The sequence below is a fragment of the Kribbella sp. NPDC059898 genome (assembly GCF_042730855.1).
Classification (GTDB): domain Bacteria; phylum Actinomycetota; class Actinomycetes; order Propionibacteriales; family Kribbellaceae; genus Kribbella.
The window spans coordinates 328285-345700 of record NZ_JBHWKR010000006.1; the positions used below are offsets into that span (position 1 = coordinate 328285).

The following is a 17416-nucleotide window of genomic DNA, read 5'->3' on the forward strand; positions in this document are numbered from 1 at the left end:
TCAGGCGACCGGAGCGGTGGATGGTTCGGCGCGGCTGAACAGACGGTCGAACACCGCAACCCGGTCGAACGACAACGCGTGTTCCCGTGCGCGCTGCTCGGCTGCGATCCGCTGTTCGTACGTCCAGTCGCAGACGACCTCGTCGAGCACGGTCCGCAGCGTGGCCGGGTCACGTTGGGGCACCAGCAGGGCCGTGTCACCGACCGCTTCGGGGACGCCGCCGGTCGCGCAGGTGATGATCGGCCCGCCGCCGGCGAGCGCCTTCTCGACCAGCGCGATCCCGAACGTCTCGACGAACTCCGGCTGCTCGCGGGTCGGCAGCACGAACGCCGCGCTCCCGGCCATCAACGCCGGCTTCTCCGTGTCGTCCACGTCGGTCAGCACCCGTACCCGTTCGCCGAGGCCGGTGGCCGCCACCCGCGCCACCACCGCGTCCTCGTGCGGTCCGCGCCCGGCCAGGACCAGCTGCACCCGCTCGGCCGACCGTGAGCCCACGTAGGCGTCGATCAGGTCGTCGACGCCCTTCGCCGACGCGATCCGGGACAGGAACAGCACGTACCCGTCCCGCGAAAGCCCACGCCGGGCAAGGGTTCCGGCGATCCGGTCGTCGGTGAGCGAGACGTAGGGCCAGGAGTCCACAGCCGGGTAGGAGATCGCGATCCGATCCCGACACTGCTGGGCGAACGTCGTACCGTGCAGGTCGTCGAGCGCCGCCGCCGACGCCACGATCAGGTCCTTCGTGTACTCCGAGACCGCGACGCAGTGGTCGGCCGCCAGGTAGACCGACAAGATGTGCGCGGCCGCCCCGAACCGGCCGTCGGCCACGCATTCGCGGACGACGTTGGTGATGTCGGAGCCCACCGCCTCGGCCACCGTGGTGACCCGTGCGGGACCGATCCGCCGCGCCACCTGGGCGGCCTCGTGGACGGCGATCGTGTGCGGGCTCAGGTACAGCGACATCGCGACCGTCGGCACCCCGTCGCTGAACAGTTCGACCAGCCGCCCGATCAGCCCGGACAGGTAGCGCCCGTCCGGGACCCGGTAGTCGCCGACGGGACCGGGCCGTTCCACGGTGATGCCGGGGCTGTACGGCAGGACGCGATCGAGTGGCTTCATCGGCAACCCGGCCGCCTCCAGCGCGTCCAGCGGCCAGGTCACGATCCGTACGTCGTCGAACCCGCGGGTGAGCGCCACCTCCGCGAGGCACCGTGCCTCACCGGAGTGCCCGCAGATCACCGGGTCGGCGCGGACGACGATCACCAAGCGCCGCGTCGACAGGGACGGGACGAGCGCGTTCATGCTTCACCCCCAGTGGGATCGGATGTGGACGGCGGCCGGATCCGGGTGCCCCAGCCGGAGGGCCGCGGACCGAGCTCGATGTGCAGGTTGCGGATCCGCCGCAGTTCCCGGCCGGAGATCCACGGGCGGTCGAGGGTCTTGCCGTCCGCCGCGACGGACTGGACGTACGAGACCGGTCCGCCGGCCTCGACCGGTTCGAAGCCGGTCGTGGTGATCGACAGGTCGCCCGACGGCAGCCGGGTCGTGGACTCGGCCACGGCCGGCGCGCTCAGCAGGAACAGGTTCTGGCCGGCCACCGGGAACAGCCCGAGCGTTGCCCACACGTACCACGCGGACAGCCCGCCGGAGTCGTCGTTGCCGGGCAGCCCGCCGCGGCCGGTGCCGAACTGGTTGGCGACCGCGGCCTGCACCACCTCGGCGGTGCGGTCCGGCCGTCCGGCGTAGTGGTACGACCAGGGCGCCTCGTAGTCCGGCTCGTTGTTCAGCCCCTCGAACCGGCACAGGCCGTACCCGGCGTCCATCTCGGCGACGCTGGGCGCCACCCCCGGCTGGGTGACCGGAGCGGCGTCGTACCCGAAGAACCGGTCGAGCAGGCCGACGAACGCCTCGTCGCCGCCGGCCAGCGCGATCCGGGCCCGCATGTCGTGCAGCAGCCGGAACGAGTAGTTCCACCGGCCGCCCTCGTAGAACGTCGAGTCACGCAGCAGACCGGTGCCCGGGTCGTACGCCGCCCGCCAGCCGTGGGCGAGGTCGCGCAGCTGCTTGGCCAGCGGCCGGTCGCGCACCTTGCGGGCGATCTCGGCGGTGCAGTGGTACGCGTACGCCAGGTCGAGGGTGTGGCTGATCGGGTGCGCCACACCGTGCACCAGGTAGTCCTCGCCGTACGTTCGGCGCAGGTCCGCCTCCAGGTGCACCATGGCCCAGTCCCAGTCGATCCCTGGCAGATCCAGTTGGCACAGGTCGGCGAGGAAGGTGTGCGCGAGCGCGCTGCCCTGCCGGGAGAACCGGTCGGCGCCCTTGGCCATCCGGTAGCCGATCGGCAGGTTGCCCTCCTGCTCGCAGATCGACAGCAGCGCGCCGGCGAGCGCGACCGAACGCTCCGGGAAGAGCGTGGTCATCAGCGGAAGCTGCGTCCGGTAGATGTCCCACATGGTGCAGATGTCGAACGCGTACGGGCCTTCGGTCGTCCACGACGGGCTCTCGTCCGGGGCGAAGCACGGCTTGACCAGCGAGTGGTAGAGCGTCGTACCGAAGACTGTTGCCTGGTCGTCGGACCCGGCGTCGATCTCGACCTTGCCGAGGTGGTCGCGCCAGCTGGATGCCGTCCGCGCACGCCGGTCGGTGAAGGCGGCCACGTCCTGACGCAGGTTGTCACGGGCCGTCGTACACCCGCGCAGCGAGAACCCCAGCCGTACTTCGACGGTCTGCTCGGCGCGCGAAGGACCCATGAAGATCAGCCCGAACGGGCGCAACGTGGTCGGCCGGATGTAGTCGAAGTCGAGGCGGGTGCCGCCGGGCATCAGCCGCCGGTCGTACCACAGCAGCTGCCGCCAGCCCGGGGCGTCGACCTCGAGGTGGACGGCCAGCGGTACGCCTTCGACGTGGATCTCGCCCTGGGCCACCCCTGGCTCCAGCAGCGTCAGGTGTGCCTTCAGCGGCACCGTCCGGCTGTGCGGGATCGCGAGGCCGCCGGTCGAGGCGTCGATGACGATCCGGGCGGTGTCGTTCGCCGGGAACGTGTACCGGTGGACGGCCGACTTGGGACCGACCGTCAGCTCGCAGCGCACTCCCGAGCTCAGCGTCGCCGCGTAGTAGCCGGGCTCGGCGACCTCGTCCAGCAGGTCCCACGTGGTGCCCAGGTCGTCGAGCGGGCCGAGCATCGGCGTGACCCGGAAGTAGTTGTAGTACTTGCGGATCGCGCCCGTACCGGACTGCTGGAAGTGGGTGAAGCCGGACGCGACCTGGCGGTCGTACAACAGGTTCGGAACGCCCTCGGTGTTGAAGTCGTACAGGCCGTAGCCGGTCGGGTAGGCGCCGGAGTACGGGCAGGCCGACACCATGCCGAAGGGATGTACGGCGCCCGGGTGGGTGTTGCCGACCTGCGGCTTGGGCCACCACCAGGTCGCGGCCAGGCCCTTCGGCGCGGGCAGGTCGGTGGCACCGGTCCCGATGAACGGGTCGACGCGCTCGTACAGAGGGCTCACTGCCTCAAAGTAGGAAGCGGATGTTTCCGCCGCGTGGACCGGAGGAGACGTGCGGATTACGTCGGCCGACAGCAGAAACCGGGACCGTACGGCGCGACCCGGCCTAGGCTCCAGGGCATGACCGAACTCGCGGCGACGTTCAAGCAGCAGGCAGTGGCGGAGGCCTACCAGCACCGGCCGCCGTACCCGGACGAGGTGTTCGACCGGCTCGAGGACCTGATCACCGACGCCCCGCGCCGGGTGCTCGACATCGGCGCCGGCGAGGGCGCGATCGCCCGGCCGCTGGCGCCGCGGGTCGAGCACGTCGACGCGATCGACTTCTCACAGCCGATGATCGACGCCGGCCGGCAGCGCCCCGGCGGCGACCACCCGAACCTCCGGTGGCAGGTGAACCCGATCGAGGCCGCCGACCTCGACGGCCCGTACGCACTGGTGACCGCCGGCGCGAGCATCCACTGGATGCCGTGGGAGGAGACGTTCGCGCGGATCCGCCCGCACCTGACCCCGAACGCCCAGCTCGTCGTGATCGACCACGGCCCGGTCGACGAGCCGTGGATGGCCGACGTGGTCCCGGTGATCGTGCGGCATTCCCGCAAGAAGAACCACGACCCGAAGTTCAACGTCGTCGACGCGATCGTCGAACGCGGCCTCCTCGACCTCACCGGTACGGCGCGGACGACACGCGTCGCGTACCGGCAGACAGTCGCCGACTACATCGAGCGGCTGCACTCGACGTCGAGCCTGGCGCGCGACCTGATGCCGGCCGACGAGGCCGCCGCGTTCGACGCGGACGTCGCGGAAGCGCTCCGGCCGTACGCGAAGGACGGCGCACTGGACCTGACGATCGAGGCCGAGCTCAGCTGGGGGCGCCCAAGGTAGCCGCGCGACCCAGCAGATATACCTGCTCGGGAGTGCTCTGCGTGCGTCGTGCGGCCAGCTCGTACGCCTCCCGCGCGGCCGTGGCATCGCCCGCCAGTTCGAGCAGATGCGCGCGTACGGCCGCCAGCCGGTGATGGTCACGCAGCGCCGGATCCACGTCGTCGATCAGTGCCAGCCCGGCGTCCGGGCCGTGCACCATCGCGACCGCGACGATCCGGTTCAGCGTCACCATCGGCCCGGGTGCCGTCGACTCCAGGAGTTCGTACAGCATCAGGATCTCCCGCCAGTCGGTCTCGCCGGCGTCCGCGGCCGCGTCGTGCACGGCCGCGATCGCCGCCTGCAACTGGTACGGCCCGACCGGCGCCGAGCGCAGCGTCGACTCGACCAGTTCGGTGCCCTCGGCAATCGACGCCGCGTCCCACAACGACCGGTCCTGCTCGGGCAACGGCACCAACGCGCCCGCGGCCGTCGTCCGGGCGGGCCGCCGCGCATCCGTCAGCAGCATCAGCGCCAGCAGCCCCGCCACTTCGCCCTCGGCCGGCAACAGGGCCAGCAGCTGACGTGTCAGCCGGATCGCCTCCGCGGACAGCTCGACCCGGTGCAGCGACGTACCGGACGACGCCGTGTAGCCCTCGTTGAAGATCAGGTACAGCACATGCAGTACGGCGGCCAGCCGCTCGGGCTGCTCCGACGCGGGCGGCATCGCGAACCGGGCACCCTGGAGCTTCGCCTTCGCCCGGCTGATCCGCTGCCCGATCGTTGCCTCCGGCACCAGAAACGCCCGGGCGATCTCGCCGGTCGTCAACCCGCCGACCGCGCGCAGCGTGAGCGCCACCTGCGACTGCGGCGTCAGCGCCGGATGACAGCACAGCATCAGCAACGTCAGCGAGTCGTCCTCCGCCGGCGCCGGCTCCGGGGGAGTCCACGACGCCACGGTCTCCTCGCGGCGCGCCCGGGCCGCCGCGCTCCGCAGTACTTCGATCCGCCGCCGGGACGCGACCGTGATCAGCCAGCTCCGCGGATTCTCCGGTACGCCGTCGGCCGGCCACTGCAGCGACGCCGCGAGCAGTGCCTCCTGTACGGCGTCCTCGCACGCGTCGAAGTCGCCGTAGCGCCGGACCAGCGCGCCCAGGACCTGCGGCGCCTGCTCCCGCAGCAGTTCCTCGAGCATCAGCTGTACGCGCCGAGGTCCCGCACCGGGCGCACCTCGACGACGCTGAACGGCGCCTCCGGGATCCGCGCGACGATCTCCACCGCGCGGTCCATCGACTCGCAGTCCAGCAGGTAGAAGCCGGCCAGCTGTTCCTTCACCTCGGCGAACGGGCCGTCGGTGGTCAGCGGCCTGCCGTCGCGCACCAGCACCTGCTTGGTCAGGGCCGGGTCGTCGAGCGATTCGGACGCGACGAGCTCCTGGCGGGCGGCGAGCTCGGCGTGCAGAGCGGCGTACCCCGCCATGCCTTCCTTCTTCTGTTCGTCCGTCAACGAGTCCCAGACCGCGCGGGACTCCGGGTTGCCGTAGATCAGTACCAGGAACTTCATCTGCCCAGCGTAAGCATCACCGGGGGGTATCGATTGGGGCATGCCCCGGTACGCCGCGCGCAAACCTGTCGAAGCACCCCAGTAGAGTTACGACGGGTATCCAGGGTGGAGAGAGGGAGGGGTCGCGTGCCGGACTTGGAAGTGTCCGACCGGGTGTGGACGATCCCGAACGCGCTCAGCTTCCTGCGGTTGCTGGGGGTGCCACTCTTCCTGTGGCTGGTTCTGGGGCCGAAGGCGGACGGCTGGGCGCTGCTGGTGCTCGCGGTGTCCGGGTTCACCGACTGGGCGGACGGCCAGATCGCCCGCCGGATGAACCAGACCAGCCGGCTCGGGCAGATGCTCGACCCGGTCGCGGACCGGCTGTACATCTTCGCCACCGTGATCGGCCTGGCGCTGCGCGACATCATCCCGTGGTGGCTGGCGATCGCGCTGCCGCTGCGCGACGTGCTGCTCACCCTGACCTTGCCCGCGCTGCACCGCCGCGGCTTCAACGCGCTGCCGGTGCACTTCCTCGGCAAGTCCGCGACGTTCTGCCTGCTGTACGCGTTCCCGCTGCTCCTGCTCGGCGACGGCGACTCCACGCTGAACCTGCTGGCCCGGGTGATCGGCTGGGCGTTCGCGATCTGGGGCACCGGTCTGTACTACTGGGCCGGCGCGCTGTACTTCGCCCAGCTGCGGCACCTGGTCCAGACGGTGAAACCGATCAAGGACTCGGCCGGGTGACCCAGCAAGCCCCTCAGCAGACGACTCCTCGGCGCGTCGACGCGTCGATGTCACTGCTGAACAACCTGATGGCGCACCCGATCGACGAGGGGTACGCCGTCGCCGCCAGGACCCGGTCGAAACAGGGCGGCAACCCGGCCCGCTCCCGGCACCGCATGCTGCTCGTGGTGGCCGCCGCGGTCCTCGGCTTCCTGCTCGCGATGGCCGCCGCGCAGAACTACCGCAGCGCGCCGGAGGCGGAGAAGCAGCGCAAGGAACTGATCGACCGGATCAACCAGGCCGACAGCCGGCTGACCGATCTGCGCAACCACCAGTCCCAGCTGTCCGACGAGGTCCGGGGCCTGCAGGCCAGCGGGCTGAGCAACGACAGTACGGGCGCGGCGCTGCAGCAGAAGCTCGACGACCTCGAGCTGCAGACCGGCGCGATCGCGGTCACCGGGCCCGGGATCAAGGCCGTCATCGACGACGCGAAGAACGCCGACGCCAAGGAGGGCCGGCTGCTCGACGTCGACCTGCAGCAGCTGGTCAACGGGCTGTGGACGGCCGGCGCGGAGGCGATCTCGGTGAACGGCCACCGGCTCACGGCGCTGACCGCGATCCGCGGTGCGGGCAGCGCGATCACGGTTGACTACAGTTCGCTGACCCCGCCGTACACGGTGCTCGCCATCGGCGACACTGCGACGATGCCGGCCCGGTTCGCGCAGAGTTCCGGAGGGCAGTGGGTGCAGTACCTGGTCAGCAACTTCGGTGTCCGCAGCACGATCACGACGGAGGATTCCTTGCTGGTGCCGGCCGATGCGACGATCGCGTTGCGCTATGCGAAGGTGAGGCCGAGATGATCGCCGTACTCGGTCTCGTGATCGGGGTGGTGGTCGGCCTGCTGGTCGCCCCCGACGTCCCGGAGTGGGCGCAGCCCTACCTGCCGATCGCGGTGGTGGCCGCGCTGGACGCGGTGTTCGGCGCGCTCCGGGCGTTCCTGGACGGGATCTTCGACGACAAGGTGTTCGTCGTCTCGTTCGTGTCCAACGTGCTGATCGCGGCGCTGATCGTCTACCTGGGCGACCAGCTCGGCGTCGGCTCGCAGCTGTCGACCGGCGTGGTCGTCGTGCTCGGCATCCGCATCTTCACCAACATGGCCGCGATCCGCCGGCACATCTTCCGGGCCTGATCGCGATGACCGACCAGACCCCCGAGCCGGCGGCGCCGACCCCGATGCCGGCCCCGAAACCGAAGAAGCCGAAGACGCCGAACCTGGCGCTGCGCCGGCTGAAGGCCGGGTTCAAGCCGTCCCGCGGCCAGGCGATCGTGGCGATCGTGCTGGCGCTGGTCGGCTGCGTCGCGGTCGTCCAGGTCCGGGTGAACCGGGCCGACGACGGCTACCAGAACGCCCGCCGCGAGGACCTGATCGCGATCCTCGACGGCCTCGGCCAGAACACCCGGCGGCTAGAGAGCGAGATCGCCGACCTGGAGGCGAAGAAGAACACGCTGTCCTCCAGCGCCGACAAGGCGCAGACCGCGCGCGACCAGGCCGAGGCCCAGATCCGCACGCTCGGCATCCTGGCCGGCACCATGGCCGCGGTCGGGCAGGGGGTCCGGATCACGCTCAACGACCCGCAGGGCAAGATGACCTCGAGCAACCTGCTGGACGCGATCGAGGAACTGCGCGACGCCGGTGCCGAGGCGATCCAGCTCAACGGGTCGGTCCGCGTGGTGGCCAGTACGGACTTCGTGGACGACCCGCCGGGGATCCGGGCCGACGGCCAGAAGCTGACCTCGCCGTACGTCATCGAGGCGATCGGCGAGTCGCACAACCTGGCCGAGGCGGCCAACTTCCCGGGCGGACTGGTGAGCGAGGTGACCGGTCCGCAGATCGGCGGCACCGCCGAGGTGAACGAGTTGAGCAGCCTGTCGATCACCGCCTTGCACGCCCCGGAGGAGCATCGTTACGCTCGCCCGGCGCCCAGCCCGACGAAGTAGAAACGAGGACAAAGGTGTACCCCGAAGACCTGAAGTACACGGCCGAGCACGAGTGGGTGAAGGCCGGCGAGGACGGACCCGTGCGGGTCGGCATCACGGACTTCGCGCAGGACCAGCTCGGCGACATCGTGTACGTGCAACTGCCGGAGGTCGGCAGCACGGTGCGGGCCGGCGACGCCTGTGGGGAGCTGGAGTCGACGAAGAGCGTCAGCGACCTGTTCGCCCCGGTGAACGGCACCGTGACCGCCGTCAACGAGGCGCTCGCCGACCAGCCGGACCTGGTGAACAGCGACCCGTACGGCGAGGGCTGGCTGCTCGACATCGACGTCGAGGACGCCGCCGAGGTGGCCGCGCTGATGGACGCCGAGGCGTACCAGGGCCAGCTCGACCAGGGCTGACCGCGGACTGATAGCGTTACCGGACCTCAACTGCTGGTCGAGGGTTGAGGTCCCTCATCTTGTTCCAGCACGTCACACTGTCAATACGGGGTCTATCGAAAACGTCGCCGGACCACCGGCGATCGGGAGGATCACAGCATGCCGTTCTGCAACCAGTGCGGGCACGAGAACTCCGAGGGCAGCCGGTTCTGCTCGCAGTGCGGAGCGATGCTGCCTGGCGCGGACCGCCCGGCGGCAGCTCCGGCGTCCCAGCCCGTTCAGCCGGGTGTCACCGACACCGCGATGCTGACCCCGATCGGCGCCGAGCCGGAGCCGGAGCAGACCGGTGAGCCGCTGAACGCCGACGACCAGGCCGCCGTCGGCGCGCTGCCGGCCGGGTCCGCCCTGCTGATCGTCCAGCGCGGGCCGAACGCGGGCAGCCGGTTCCTGCTCGACGTCGACGTGGTCACCGCCGGCCGGCACCCGGACAGCGACATCTTCCTCGACGACGTGACGGTGTCCCGCCGGCACGCCGAGTTCCGCCGGGACGCGTACGGCGTGAAGGTCCGCGACGTCGGCAGCCTGAACGGCACGTACGTGAACCGGGACCGGATCGACGAGGTCCAGCTGAGCAACGGCGACGAGGTCCAGATCGGCAAGTACCGGCTGGTGTACTACGCCAGTGGCCAGGCCTGAGCCGTCCGGCGGCAGTCGCGGCATCGGTGAGGTGCTGCAGCTTCTGCAGGCCGAGTTCGCCGACGTCACGATCTCCAAGATCCGCTTCCTGGAGGCGGAGGGGCTGGTGACGCCGGCCCGGACCGCGTCCGGCTACCGGAAGTTCAGCGTCGCGGACGTGGACCGGCTGCGGTACGTGCTGACCGCGCAACGCGACCAGTACCTGCCGCTCAAGGTGATCAAGGAACACCTCGGCGCGATCGACCGCGGCCTGCGACCGGCGGCTGCCGGCCCGCCGGTCGCGCCCACGTCGTTGCCGCAGACCCCCGGCCAGCCGGTCGCCGACGACTTCGATGCCACCGGCACCGAACTGCGGCTGACCCGGGACGAGCTGCGGACCGCGGCCGGCGTACCGGACGGGCTGCTCGCCGAGCTGGAGAGCCACGGGCTGGTGGTGGCCACCGGCAACCACTACGGCGGCGACGCGATCGTGATCGCGAAGGTCGCGGCCGAGCTGGCGGCGTACGGCCTGGAGCCCCGGCACCTGCGGGCGTTCCGGACCGCGGCGGACCGCGAGGTCGGCCTGATCGAGCAGGTCACCGGACCTCGCCGGACCGAACAGACCGCCGAGCTGGCGGCCCTCACCGTGCGTCTGCACACGGCGCTGGTGCGGTCGCGGCTGCCGCGTCCGTAGGCCGAACCCCGTGAGCCTGCTAGGGGCTTCCCCTCGGAGTAGGCTGGTGGCGTGCGCGAAGTCGACGTGGTCGGAGTCCGGGTGGAGATGCCCTCGAGTCAGCCGATCGTGCTGCTCCGGGAAGTCGGAGGTGAGCGGTACCTGCCGATCTGGATCGGCGCGGCCGAGGCGAGTGCGATCGCTTTCGCCCAGCAGGGCATGGAGCCGCCGCGGCCGCTGACCCATGATCTGTTCGCGGAGACCATCCGGGTTCTCGGGCACACGCTCAGCCAGGTCCGGATCGTGAACCTGACCGACGGCATCTTCGAGGCGATCCTGGTGTTCGACGACCAGACCGAGATCTCGGCCCGGCCGTCGGACTCGATCGCGATCGCGCTGCGGACCGGTACGCCGGTGTTCTGCACCGAGGAGATCCTCGCCGAGGCCGGCATCCCGGTTCCGGAGAGTGAGGCGGACGGCACCGACGAGGTGCAGGAGGAAGAGGAGGTCGAGCGGTTCCGGGAGTTCCTCGACCAGGTGACCCCGGAAGACTTCGACAAGAGCTGAGCCGGACAAGACCACCTAGGTAACGATTCGTACGGCGGTCGCGACACGCTCCCGGCTCGACGCGGTTGTCGTTGACCCACCTCGGGCGGCGGCTTACCGTGAAGGAGTCGTGGGGTGCTGTCACTCCACGGAGATGACTCGTTCCAGTCGGTATCCAGGGAGGCTCAGGCGTGACACGCACCGGGGACACGGATCTGACGCAGTCGGCTTCCGACGCGCACGCCGAGGCGGCTGAGACTGCCGGCGTTCAGGGTCTGCTGTTCGACGACGACCTGCGGCCGATGCCGGAGGACGTCGGGTTCCGGGGTCCGACGGCCTGCGCCGCGGCCGGGATCACGTACCGGCAGCTCGACTACTGGGCCCGCACCGGCCTGGTCTCGCCGTCGGTCCGCCCGGCGACCGGCTCCGGCACGCAACGGCTGTACGGGTTCCGCGACGTACTGTTGCTGAAAGTGATCAAGCGGCTGCTGGACGCCGGGATCTCGCTGCAGCAGATCCGCACCGCGATCGCGCACCTCAGCAAGCGCGGATTCGACGACCTGACCCAGATCACGCTGATGAGCGACGGCGCGTCGGTGTACATGTGCACCTCGCCCGACGAGGTCATCGACCTGCTGGCCGGCGGCCAGGGCGTGTTCGGGATCGCGCTCGGCGGCGTCTGGCGGGAGGTCGAGGGCTCGCTGTCCGAGCTGCCGACCGAGCGTGCCGACGGCCACGACGACGAGGGCTCCGACGGCCACGCCGGCGACGAACTCGCCGCCCGGCGTCGCGCCCGGATGACCGGCTGACCTAGCTTTGGTCTGTGCGCCCACTCACTGCTGATTCGCTCCGCGGTGTGTGGGCGACTGTGTTGTTGCCGCTGAACGCGGACGACTCGATCGACTTCACCCGGCTGGAGTCTCAGGCTCAGGCTTTAGGTGAGACTTCCGTTGCCGGGGTGTACGCCCATGGGACGGCGGGGGAGTTCCAGACCCTCACCGAGGACGAGTTCGACCGGGTCAACGAGATGCTGGCGAGGATCGGCAAGCCGTTCCAGATCGGGGCGAGTCATCCGTCGGCGCAGGTGCAGCTGGACCGCGTCGGGCGGGCCGCGAAACTCGCGCCTGGAGCGATCCAGGTAATCGCCCCGGACTGGTTGCCTTTGAATCCCGCCGAGCTGCTGAGCTTCCTGCGGCGGGTGGCGGAGGTGGCGGGGGAGGTTCCGCTGGTGTTGTACAACCCGCCGCATGCGAAGACGGCCGTCACGCCGCAGCAGCTACGCGAGCTGGCCGAGGCGGTGCCTAGTCTGATCGGGCTGAAGACGGCCGGCGGCGACAAGGCCTGGTTCGACGAGGCGACGCGTTCCGGGCTGGCGATCTTCGTACCGGGTCACTTCCTGGCGAGTATGTCGTTACTCGGCGCGCACGGCAGCTACTCGAACGTGGCAGCGCTCTCCCCGGACGGCGCGGTCGGCACCGCGCACGACGTCGACGTCGAACGGCGGATCGCCGAGTTCTTCGCGGCCCACGTCGTACCGCTGCAACAGGCCGGGCTGTCGAACCCGGCGCTGGACAAGTTCCTCGCCGCGGTCGGCGGCTGGGCGGACGCCGGGACCCGGGTGCGGTGGCCGATGCAGGCGGCGACCGAGGCGCAGGTCGCGGCGGCGCGGCCGGCCGCCCGGAGCCTGCTGCCCGAACTCTTCCGCGATTCCTGGTAGCCTCGACTCTGCCGTTCACAGCACTCGGGAGAGACCCGTGTCATCGGGCGCCGAAGGGGCAATTCCTCCCCGGAACCTCTCAGGCCCACGGACCGAGTGTCACAGGCGACTCTGGAGCGTGCACGCGTGACAGAGGGGGAGGCCACCGGCAGCGACAGTCAGCATCGGAGCCTCTAGTGAACGACACCCCTCAGCTTTCCGCGACGTTCGCGGACCGGCACATCGGCCCGCGTCCGGACGAGATCACCCGGATGGTCCAGCTCCTCGGGTACGACGACGTCGACGCGCTCGTGGACGCGGCCGTCCCGGCGTCGATCCGCTCCACCGAGGCGCTGCACCTGCCGGAGCCCGCGTCCGAGGTGGACGCGCTGACCGAGCTCCGCCAGCTGGCCGGCCGGAACACGATCGCCACCTCGATGATCGGCCAGGGGTACTACGGCACGTTCACGCCGTCGGTGATCGTCCGCCGCCTGGTCGAGAACCCGGCCTGGTACACCGCGTACACGCCGTACCAGCCGGAGATCTCGCAGGGCCGCCTCGAGGCCCTGCTGAACTTCCAGACCGTGGTCTCCGACCTGACCGGTCTCCCGACCGCGAACGCGTCCCTCCTCGACGAGGGCACCGCCGCCGCCGAGGCGATGACGCTGGCGCACCGCTCCAACAAGAAGAGCAAGTCCGAGCGCTTCCTCGTCGACGCGGACACCTTCGCGCAGACGATCGCCGTGGTGAAGACCCGGGCCGAGGCGCTCGGCATCGAGGTCGTCGTCGCGGACACCACCGACGGCCTGCCCGAGGGCGACTTCTTCGGCGTCCTCGTGCAGTACCCAGGCTCGAACGGCGTGGTCCGCGACCTCGAGCCGCTGATCTCGGCGGCACACGAGCGTGACACGCTGGTCGCGGTCGCGTCCGACCTGCTCGCGCTGACGGTGCTCGAGGCGCCGGGCGAGGCGGGCGCGGACATCGTCATCGGTTCCTCGCAGCGCTTCGGCGTACCGCTGTTCTACGGCGGCCCGCACGCCGGCTTCATGTCCGTCCGTTCCGGCCTCGAGCGGTCGCTGCCCGGACGCCTGGTCGGCGTGTCCGTCGACGCGGACGGCGCACCGGCCTACCGGCTGGCGCTGCAGACGCGCGAGCAGCACATCCGCCGCGAGAAGGCGACGTCGAACATCTGTACCGCGCAGGTCCTGCTCGCGGTCGTCGCGTCGATGTACGCCGTCTACCACGGCCCGGAGGGGCTGCGCGCGATCGCCGAGCGGGTGCACGGGTACGCCGGCAAGCTCGCCTCCTCGCTGCGGGCCGGCGGGGTCGAGGTCGTGCACGACGACTTCTTCGACACCGTGCTCGCCCGCGTCCCGGGCCGCGCCGCCGACGTGGTGGACGCCGCCCGGCAGAACGGGATCTGGCTGCGGCTGGTCGACGCGGACCACGTCGGCATCTCCTGCGACGAGAAGACCGACGCCGCCACGCTGACCCGGGTCTGCCAGTCCTTCGGCGTGCAGTACGACGACACGCTCGGTGCGGCCGCCCTCGCCGTACCGCGGACCACCGGGTACCTGACGCATCCGGTCTTCAACACGCACCGGTCCGAGACCGCGATGCTGCGGTACCTGCGCAAGCTGTCCGACTACGACTACGCGCTGGACCGCGGGATGATCCCGCTCGGGTCCTGCACGATGAAGCTGAACGCGACCACCGAGATGGAGCCGGTCACCTGGCCGGAGTTCGCGGACCTGCACCCGTTCGCGCCGGTCGAGGACGCGGCCGGGTACGTGACGCTGATCGGGCAGCTGGAGCGCTGGCTGGCCGAGGTGACCGGGTACGCGAAGGTCTCGATCCAGCCGAACGCGGGTTCGCAGGGTGAGCTGGCCGGTCTGCTCGCGATCCGCGGGTACCACCGCGCGCAGGGCGACACCGACCGCAACGTCTGCCTGATCCCGGCGTCCGCGCACGGCACCAACGCCGCGTCCGCGGTGATGGCCGGCATGAAGGTTGTCGTTGTCAAGGGCAACGAGGACGGCACGATCAACCTGGACGACCTGCGCGCGAAGGCGTCCGAGCACGCTTCGAAGCTCGCCGCGATCATGATCACGTACCCGTCGACGCACGGTGTGTACGAGGAGAGCGTCCGCGAGGTCTGCCAGGTCGTCCACGACCACGGCGGCCAGGTGTACGTCGACGGCGCGAACCTGAACGCGCTGCTCGGGCTCGCGAAGCCGGGCGAGTTCGGCGGCGACGTCAGCCACCTGAACCTGCACAAGACGTTCTGCATCCCGCACGGCGGCGGCGGTCCGGGGGTCGGGCCGGTCGCGGTCGCGGCGCACCTCGCGCCGTACCTGCCGAACCACCCGCTGCTCGGCCAGGCCGGTCCGGAGTCGGGCGTCGGCCCGATCAGCGCGGCGCCGTTCGGCTCCGCGGGTGTGCTGGCGATCTCCTGGGCGTACATCCGGATGATGGGCGCCGAGGGCCTGACCGCGGCGACCAAGGCCGCCGTACTGACCGCGAACTACGTGGCGAAGCGGCTCGAGGGCGCGTTTCCGGTGCTCTACACCGGCGAGAACGGGCTGGTCGCGCACGAGTGCATCCTCGACCTGCGCCCGATGACCAAGGAGACCGGCATCACCGTCGACGACGTCGCGAAGCGGCTGATCGACTACGGTTTCCACGCGCCGACGATGTCGTTCCCGGTGGCCGGCACCCTGATGGTGGAGCCGACCGAATCCGAGGACCTGGGGGAACTCGACCGCTTCTGCGACGCGATGATCGCGATCCGGCACGAGATCGACCGGGTGGCCGCGGGCGAGTGGCCGGCCGCCGACAACCCGCTGGTGAACGCCCCGCACACCGCCGAGTCGGTGATCAACGACAAGTGGGAACACGCTTACACTCGCGAGGAGGCCGCGTTCCCGCGCTCGGTGGACCGCACCTCGAAGTACTGGCCGCCGGTCCGCCGCATCGACGGCGCGTACGGCGACCGCAACCTGATCTGCTCCTGCCCAGCCCCGGAGGCCTTCGAGTAATGTCCTTGCGCTCTGACACCGCCGCTGCCCTGTACGCCGAGGTGGCGGCGGCGCAGGGGGAGACGAAGGTGCCGACGGTGAACGCCGGGGTGGTGCGGGACGGGGCGCTGGAGTGGACCGGGTCCCGGGGGCGGTTCGCGACCGCGGACGGCGGGTTGCCGGGGGCGGACGTGCAGTACCGGATCGGGTCGATCACCAAGACGTTGACGGCGGTGCTGGTGATGCAGTGCCGCGACGACGGGCTGCTGTCGCTGAACGATGCCGTCGGCAAGCATCTGCCGGGGATCGCGTTCGGGGACCGGACGGTCCGGCACCTGCTCGCGCACAGCGGCGGGATGAACGCCGAACCCGAAGGGCCGTGGTGGGAGCGGAATCCGGGGGTCTCGTTCGACGAGCTGACCGCCGCGATGAACGACACGCAGGCGGCCGGCCCGGCGGATCGGCGGCACCACTACTCGAACCTCGGGTACGGGCTGCTCGGCGAGATCGTCGCCCGGCTCCGCGGGACGCCCTGGCTGGAGCTGGTGCAGCAGCGGATCCTCGGGCCGTTGGAGATGCGGCGTACGACGTACTTCCCGGAGGCGCCGGCCGCGCAGGGGTTCTCGGTGCACCCGTTCAGCGGGCAGCTGGACGCGGAGCCGGCGTACGACTCGGGGGCAATGGCGCCGGCGGGGCAGCTGTGGAGCACGATCGAGGACCTGGCCCGGTATGCCGCGTTCTGGATCGACCCGGTGCACGAGATCCTCAGCCGGGACACGGTCGAGGAGATGGCGACGCCGGTCGCGTCGGATCCGCGCGAGGCGCTGACCGCGTCGTACGGGCTCGGGCTGCGGCTGATCGCGGACGATCCGCAGCTGCTGATCGGGCACACCGGGTCGATGCCGGGCTTCCTCGCCGGGCTGTTCGTGGACCGGGTCCGCCGGGTCGGCGCGGTCACGCTCGGCAACGGGACGTACGGCCGGGTGGCGTCGCTGGCGCCGGACCTGATCCGGATCCTGGCGAAGTACGAGCCGCCGGTCACGCAGGAGTGGGTGCCCGAGCCGGCGCTTGCCCAGGGCACCGAGCTGCTGGGCCACTGGTACTGGGGAAACACCCCGCTGACGATGTCGGTCTGCGCCGGCATCCTGCAACTGTCCGGCGGCCTCACCACCCGCCTCGCACCGCTCACCGCCGACCGCTACCAGGGCCGCGACGGCTACCTCGCCGGCGAAACCCTCCGCGTCCACCGCACCGGCGATTCCATCGACCACCTGACCATCGCCACGTTCGTCCTCACGAGAACGCCGTACGGCCGCACGTAGCTGTCAGGTGGGTGTCAGGGTGGTGTCAGCACGCTCCGTGATGGTGGATGCATGACGAACTCCATCACTCTCACCGACAACGACAAGACCACGCTCGCCGTCGCCGCGCACGGCGCGATCGCGCTCATCACCGCCGCCGGCGTGAAGTCCGCCGGGAAGATCGCCGTCGCGGGGTCGCTCGCGCTGGCCTCCGCGACCGGGGTGGTCGGGCATGCGCTCGACGAGAAGCAGAAGGGCCTGAAGCTCGAGGGCAAGTCGACGGCCCAGCTCGCCGACCAGGTGTTCCCGGCGCTGACCGCGTCGATGCGTCTGCTGAAGGAGCAGGACCAGGCCGCCGCCGACGACTTCCGCAGTACCGTCCTCACGGCCCTCGAGGCCGGCGCACGGGCCGAACGCGGCGGTACCGGACCGGCGATGACCGAGATGATCCGCAAGATCACCGACGCGCTCGACGCCTGAGGCTCGGCGTTTGTCCTTACCAGAAACCCT

18 protein-coding genes and 1 riboswitch are annotated in these 17416 nt (G+C 70.6%); of the genes, 14 read left to right on the forward strand and 4 right to left on the reverse strand.

Going from position 1 to position 17416, the window contains the following annotated elements; all coding sequences use genetic code 11:
* On the reverse strand, nucleotides 1-1299 hold the full coding sequence (locus tag ACFV9C_RS21455; RefSeq protein WP_380196014.1) for a glycosyltransferase: 1299 nt from the start codon (nucleotides 1297-1299) through the stop codon (nucleotides 1-3).
* Nucleotides 1296-3503, reverse strand: coding sequence for a glycoside hydrolase domain-containing protein (locus ACFV9C_RS21460; protein ID WP_380196015.1), 2208 nt, complete (start codon nucleotides 3501-3503; stop codon nucleotides 1296-1298). The genes ACFV9C_RS21455 and ACFV9C_RS21460 overlap by 4 nt, the downstream gene beginning before the upstream one ends.
* Before the next feature lie 117 nt (nucleotides 3504-3620).
* On the opposite strand from ACFV9C_RS21460, the gene ACFV9C_RS21465 reads away from it, so the two are divergent.
* Entirely contained in the window at nucleotides 3621-4382 is a 762-nt protein-coding gene (locus tag ACFV9C_RS21465; RefSeq protein ID WP_380196017.1) for a class I SAM-dependent methyltransferase, read from the forward strand.
* Here ACFV9C_RS21465 and ACFV9C_RS21470 read toward each other — a convergent pair.
* Nucleotides 4360-5553, reverse strand: coding sequence for an RNA polymerase sigma factor (locus ACFV9C_RS21470; protein WP_380196018.1), 1194 nt, complete (start codon nucleotides 5551-5553; stop codon nucleotides 4360-4362). The genes ACFV9C_RS21465 and ACFV9C_RS21470 overlap by 23 nt on opposite strands.
* On the reverse strand, nucleotides 5553-5921 hold the full coding sequence (locus ACFV9C_RS21475; protein WP_380196020.1) for a YciI family protein: 369 nt from the start codon (nucleotides 5919-5921) through the stop codon (nucleotides 5553-5555). The genes ACFV9C_RS21470 and ACFV9C_RS21475 overlap by 1 nt, the downstream gene beginning before the upstream one ends.
* Nucleotides 5922-6047: 126 nt before the next feature.
* Between ACFV9C_RS21475 and ACFV9C_RS21480 the strand changes: the two genes are divergently transcribed.
* The 13 genes from ACFV9C_RS21480 to ACFV9C_RS21540 all read left to right on the forward strand — a co-directional run bounded on the left by ACFV9C_RS21480 (nucleotide 6048) and on the right by ACFV9C_RS21540 (nucleotide 17386).
* Nucleotides 6048-6644, forward strand: a complete 597-nt coding sequence (locus tag ACFV9C_RS21480) for a CDP-alcohol phosphatidyltransferase family protein (protein ID WP_380196021.1) — start codon at nucleotides 6048-6050, stop codon at nucleotides 6642-6644.
* Entirely contained in the window at nucleotides 6641-7483 is an 843-nt protein-coding gene (locus tag ACFV9C_RS21485; protein WP_380196023.1) for a DUF881 domain-containing protein, read from the forward strand. The genes ACFV9C_RS21480 and ACFV9C_RS21485 overlap by 4 nt, the downstream gene beginning before the upstream one ends.
* The gene (locus ACFV9C_RS21490) at nucleotides 7480-7812 is read left to right on the forward strand and encodes a small basic family protein (RefSeq protein ID WP_132285273.1); all 333 of its coding nucleotides are present in this window, start codon (nucleotides 7480-7482) and stop codon (nucleotides 7810-7812) included. Before ACFV9C_RS21485 ends, ACFV9C_RS21490 begins: the two co-directional genes overlap by 4 nt.
* Before the next feature lie 5 nt (nucleotides 7813-7817).
* A complete protein-coding gene (locus tag ACFV9C_RS21495) occupies nucleotides 7818-8621 on the forward strand; it encodes a DUF881 domain-containing protein (RefSeq protein ID WP_380196024.1) in 804 nt (267 codons plus the stop codon).
* 14 nt (nucleotides 8622-8635) lie between these two features.
* Complete coding sequence (gene gcvH, locus ACFV9C_RS21500; RefSeq protein WP_380196026.1) at nucleotides 8636-9019, forward strand: glycine cleavage system protein GcvH; 384 nt, start codon at nucleotides 8636-8638, stop codon at nucleotides 9017-9019.
* A gap of 138 nt (nucleotides 9020-9157) precedes the next feature.
* Complete coding sequence (locus ACFV9C_RS21505) at nucleotides 9158-9694, forward strand: FHA domain-containing protein (RefSeq protein WP_380196027.1); 537 nt, start codon at nucleotides 9158-9160, stop codon at nucleotides 9692-9694.
* Entirely contained in the window at nucleotides 9681-10367 is a 687-nt protein-coding gene (locus ACFV9C_RS21510; RefSeq protein WP_380196028.1) for a MerR family transcriptional regulator, read from the forward strand. Before ACFV9C_RS21505 ends, ACFV9C_RS21510 begins: the two co-directional genes overlap by 14 nt.
* Before the next feature lie 51 nt (nucleotides 10368-10418).
* Entirely contained in the window at nucleotides 10419-10913 is a 495-nt protein-coding gene (locus tag ACFV9C_RS21515; RefSeq protein WP_380196029.1) for a bifunctional nuclease family protein, read from the forward strand.
* A 170-nt stretch (nucleotides 10914-11083) separates the two neighbouring features.
* Nucleotides 11084-11701 carry a MerR family transcriptional regulator gene (locus ACFV9C_RS21520; protein WP_380196031.1) on the forward strand — a complete coding sequence of 206 codons (618 nt, stop codon included), beginning with the start codon at nucleotides 11084-11086 and terminating at the stop codon, nucleotides 11699-11701.
* A 47-nt stretch (nucleotides 11702-11748) separates the two neighbouring features.
* Entirely contained in the window at nucleotides 11749-12609 is an 861-nt protein-coding gene (locus tag ACFV9C_RS21525) for a dihydrodipicolinate synthase family protein (RefSeq protein ID WP_380196032.1), read from the forward strand.
* A gap of 15 nt (nucleotides 12610-12624) precedes the next feature.
* Nucleotides 12625-12714, forward strand: a riboswitch (glycine riboswitch).
* Between the two features lie 71 nt (nucleotides 12715-12785).
* On the forward strand, nucleotides 12786-15626 hold the full coding sequence (gene gcvP / locus ACFV9C_RS21530; RefSeq protein ID WP_380196034.1) for an aminomethyl-transferring glycine dehydrogenase: 2841 nt from the start codon (nucleotides 12786-12788) through the stop codon (nucleotides 15624-15626).
* Nucleotides 15626-16927, forward strand: a complete 1302-nt coding sequence (locus ACFV9C_RS21535) for a serine hydrolase domain-containing protein (protein ID WP_380196036.1) — start codon at nucleotides 15626-15628, stop codon at nucleotides 16925-16927. Before gcvP ends, ACFV9C_RS21535 begins: the two co-directional genes overlap by 1 nt.
* Before the next feature lie 51 nt (nucleotides 16928-16978).
* Nucleotides 16979-17386 carry a hypothetical protein gene (locus tag ACFV9C_RS21540; protein ID WP_380196038.1) on the forward strand — a complete coding sequence of 136 codons (408 nt, stop codon included), beginning with the start codon at nucleotides 16979-16981 and terminating at the stop codon, nucleotides 17384-17386.
* The last annotated feature ends 30 nt before the right edge of the window (nucleotides 17387-17416 follow it).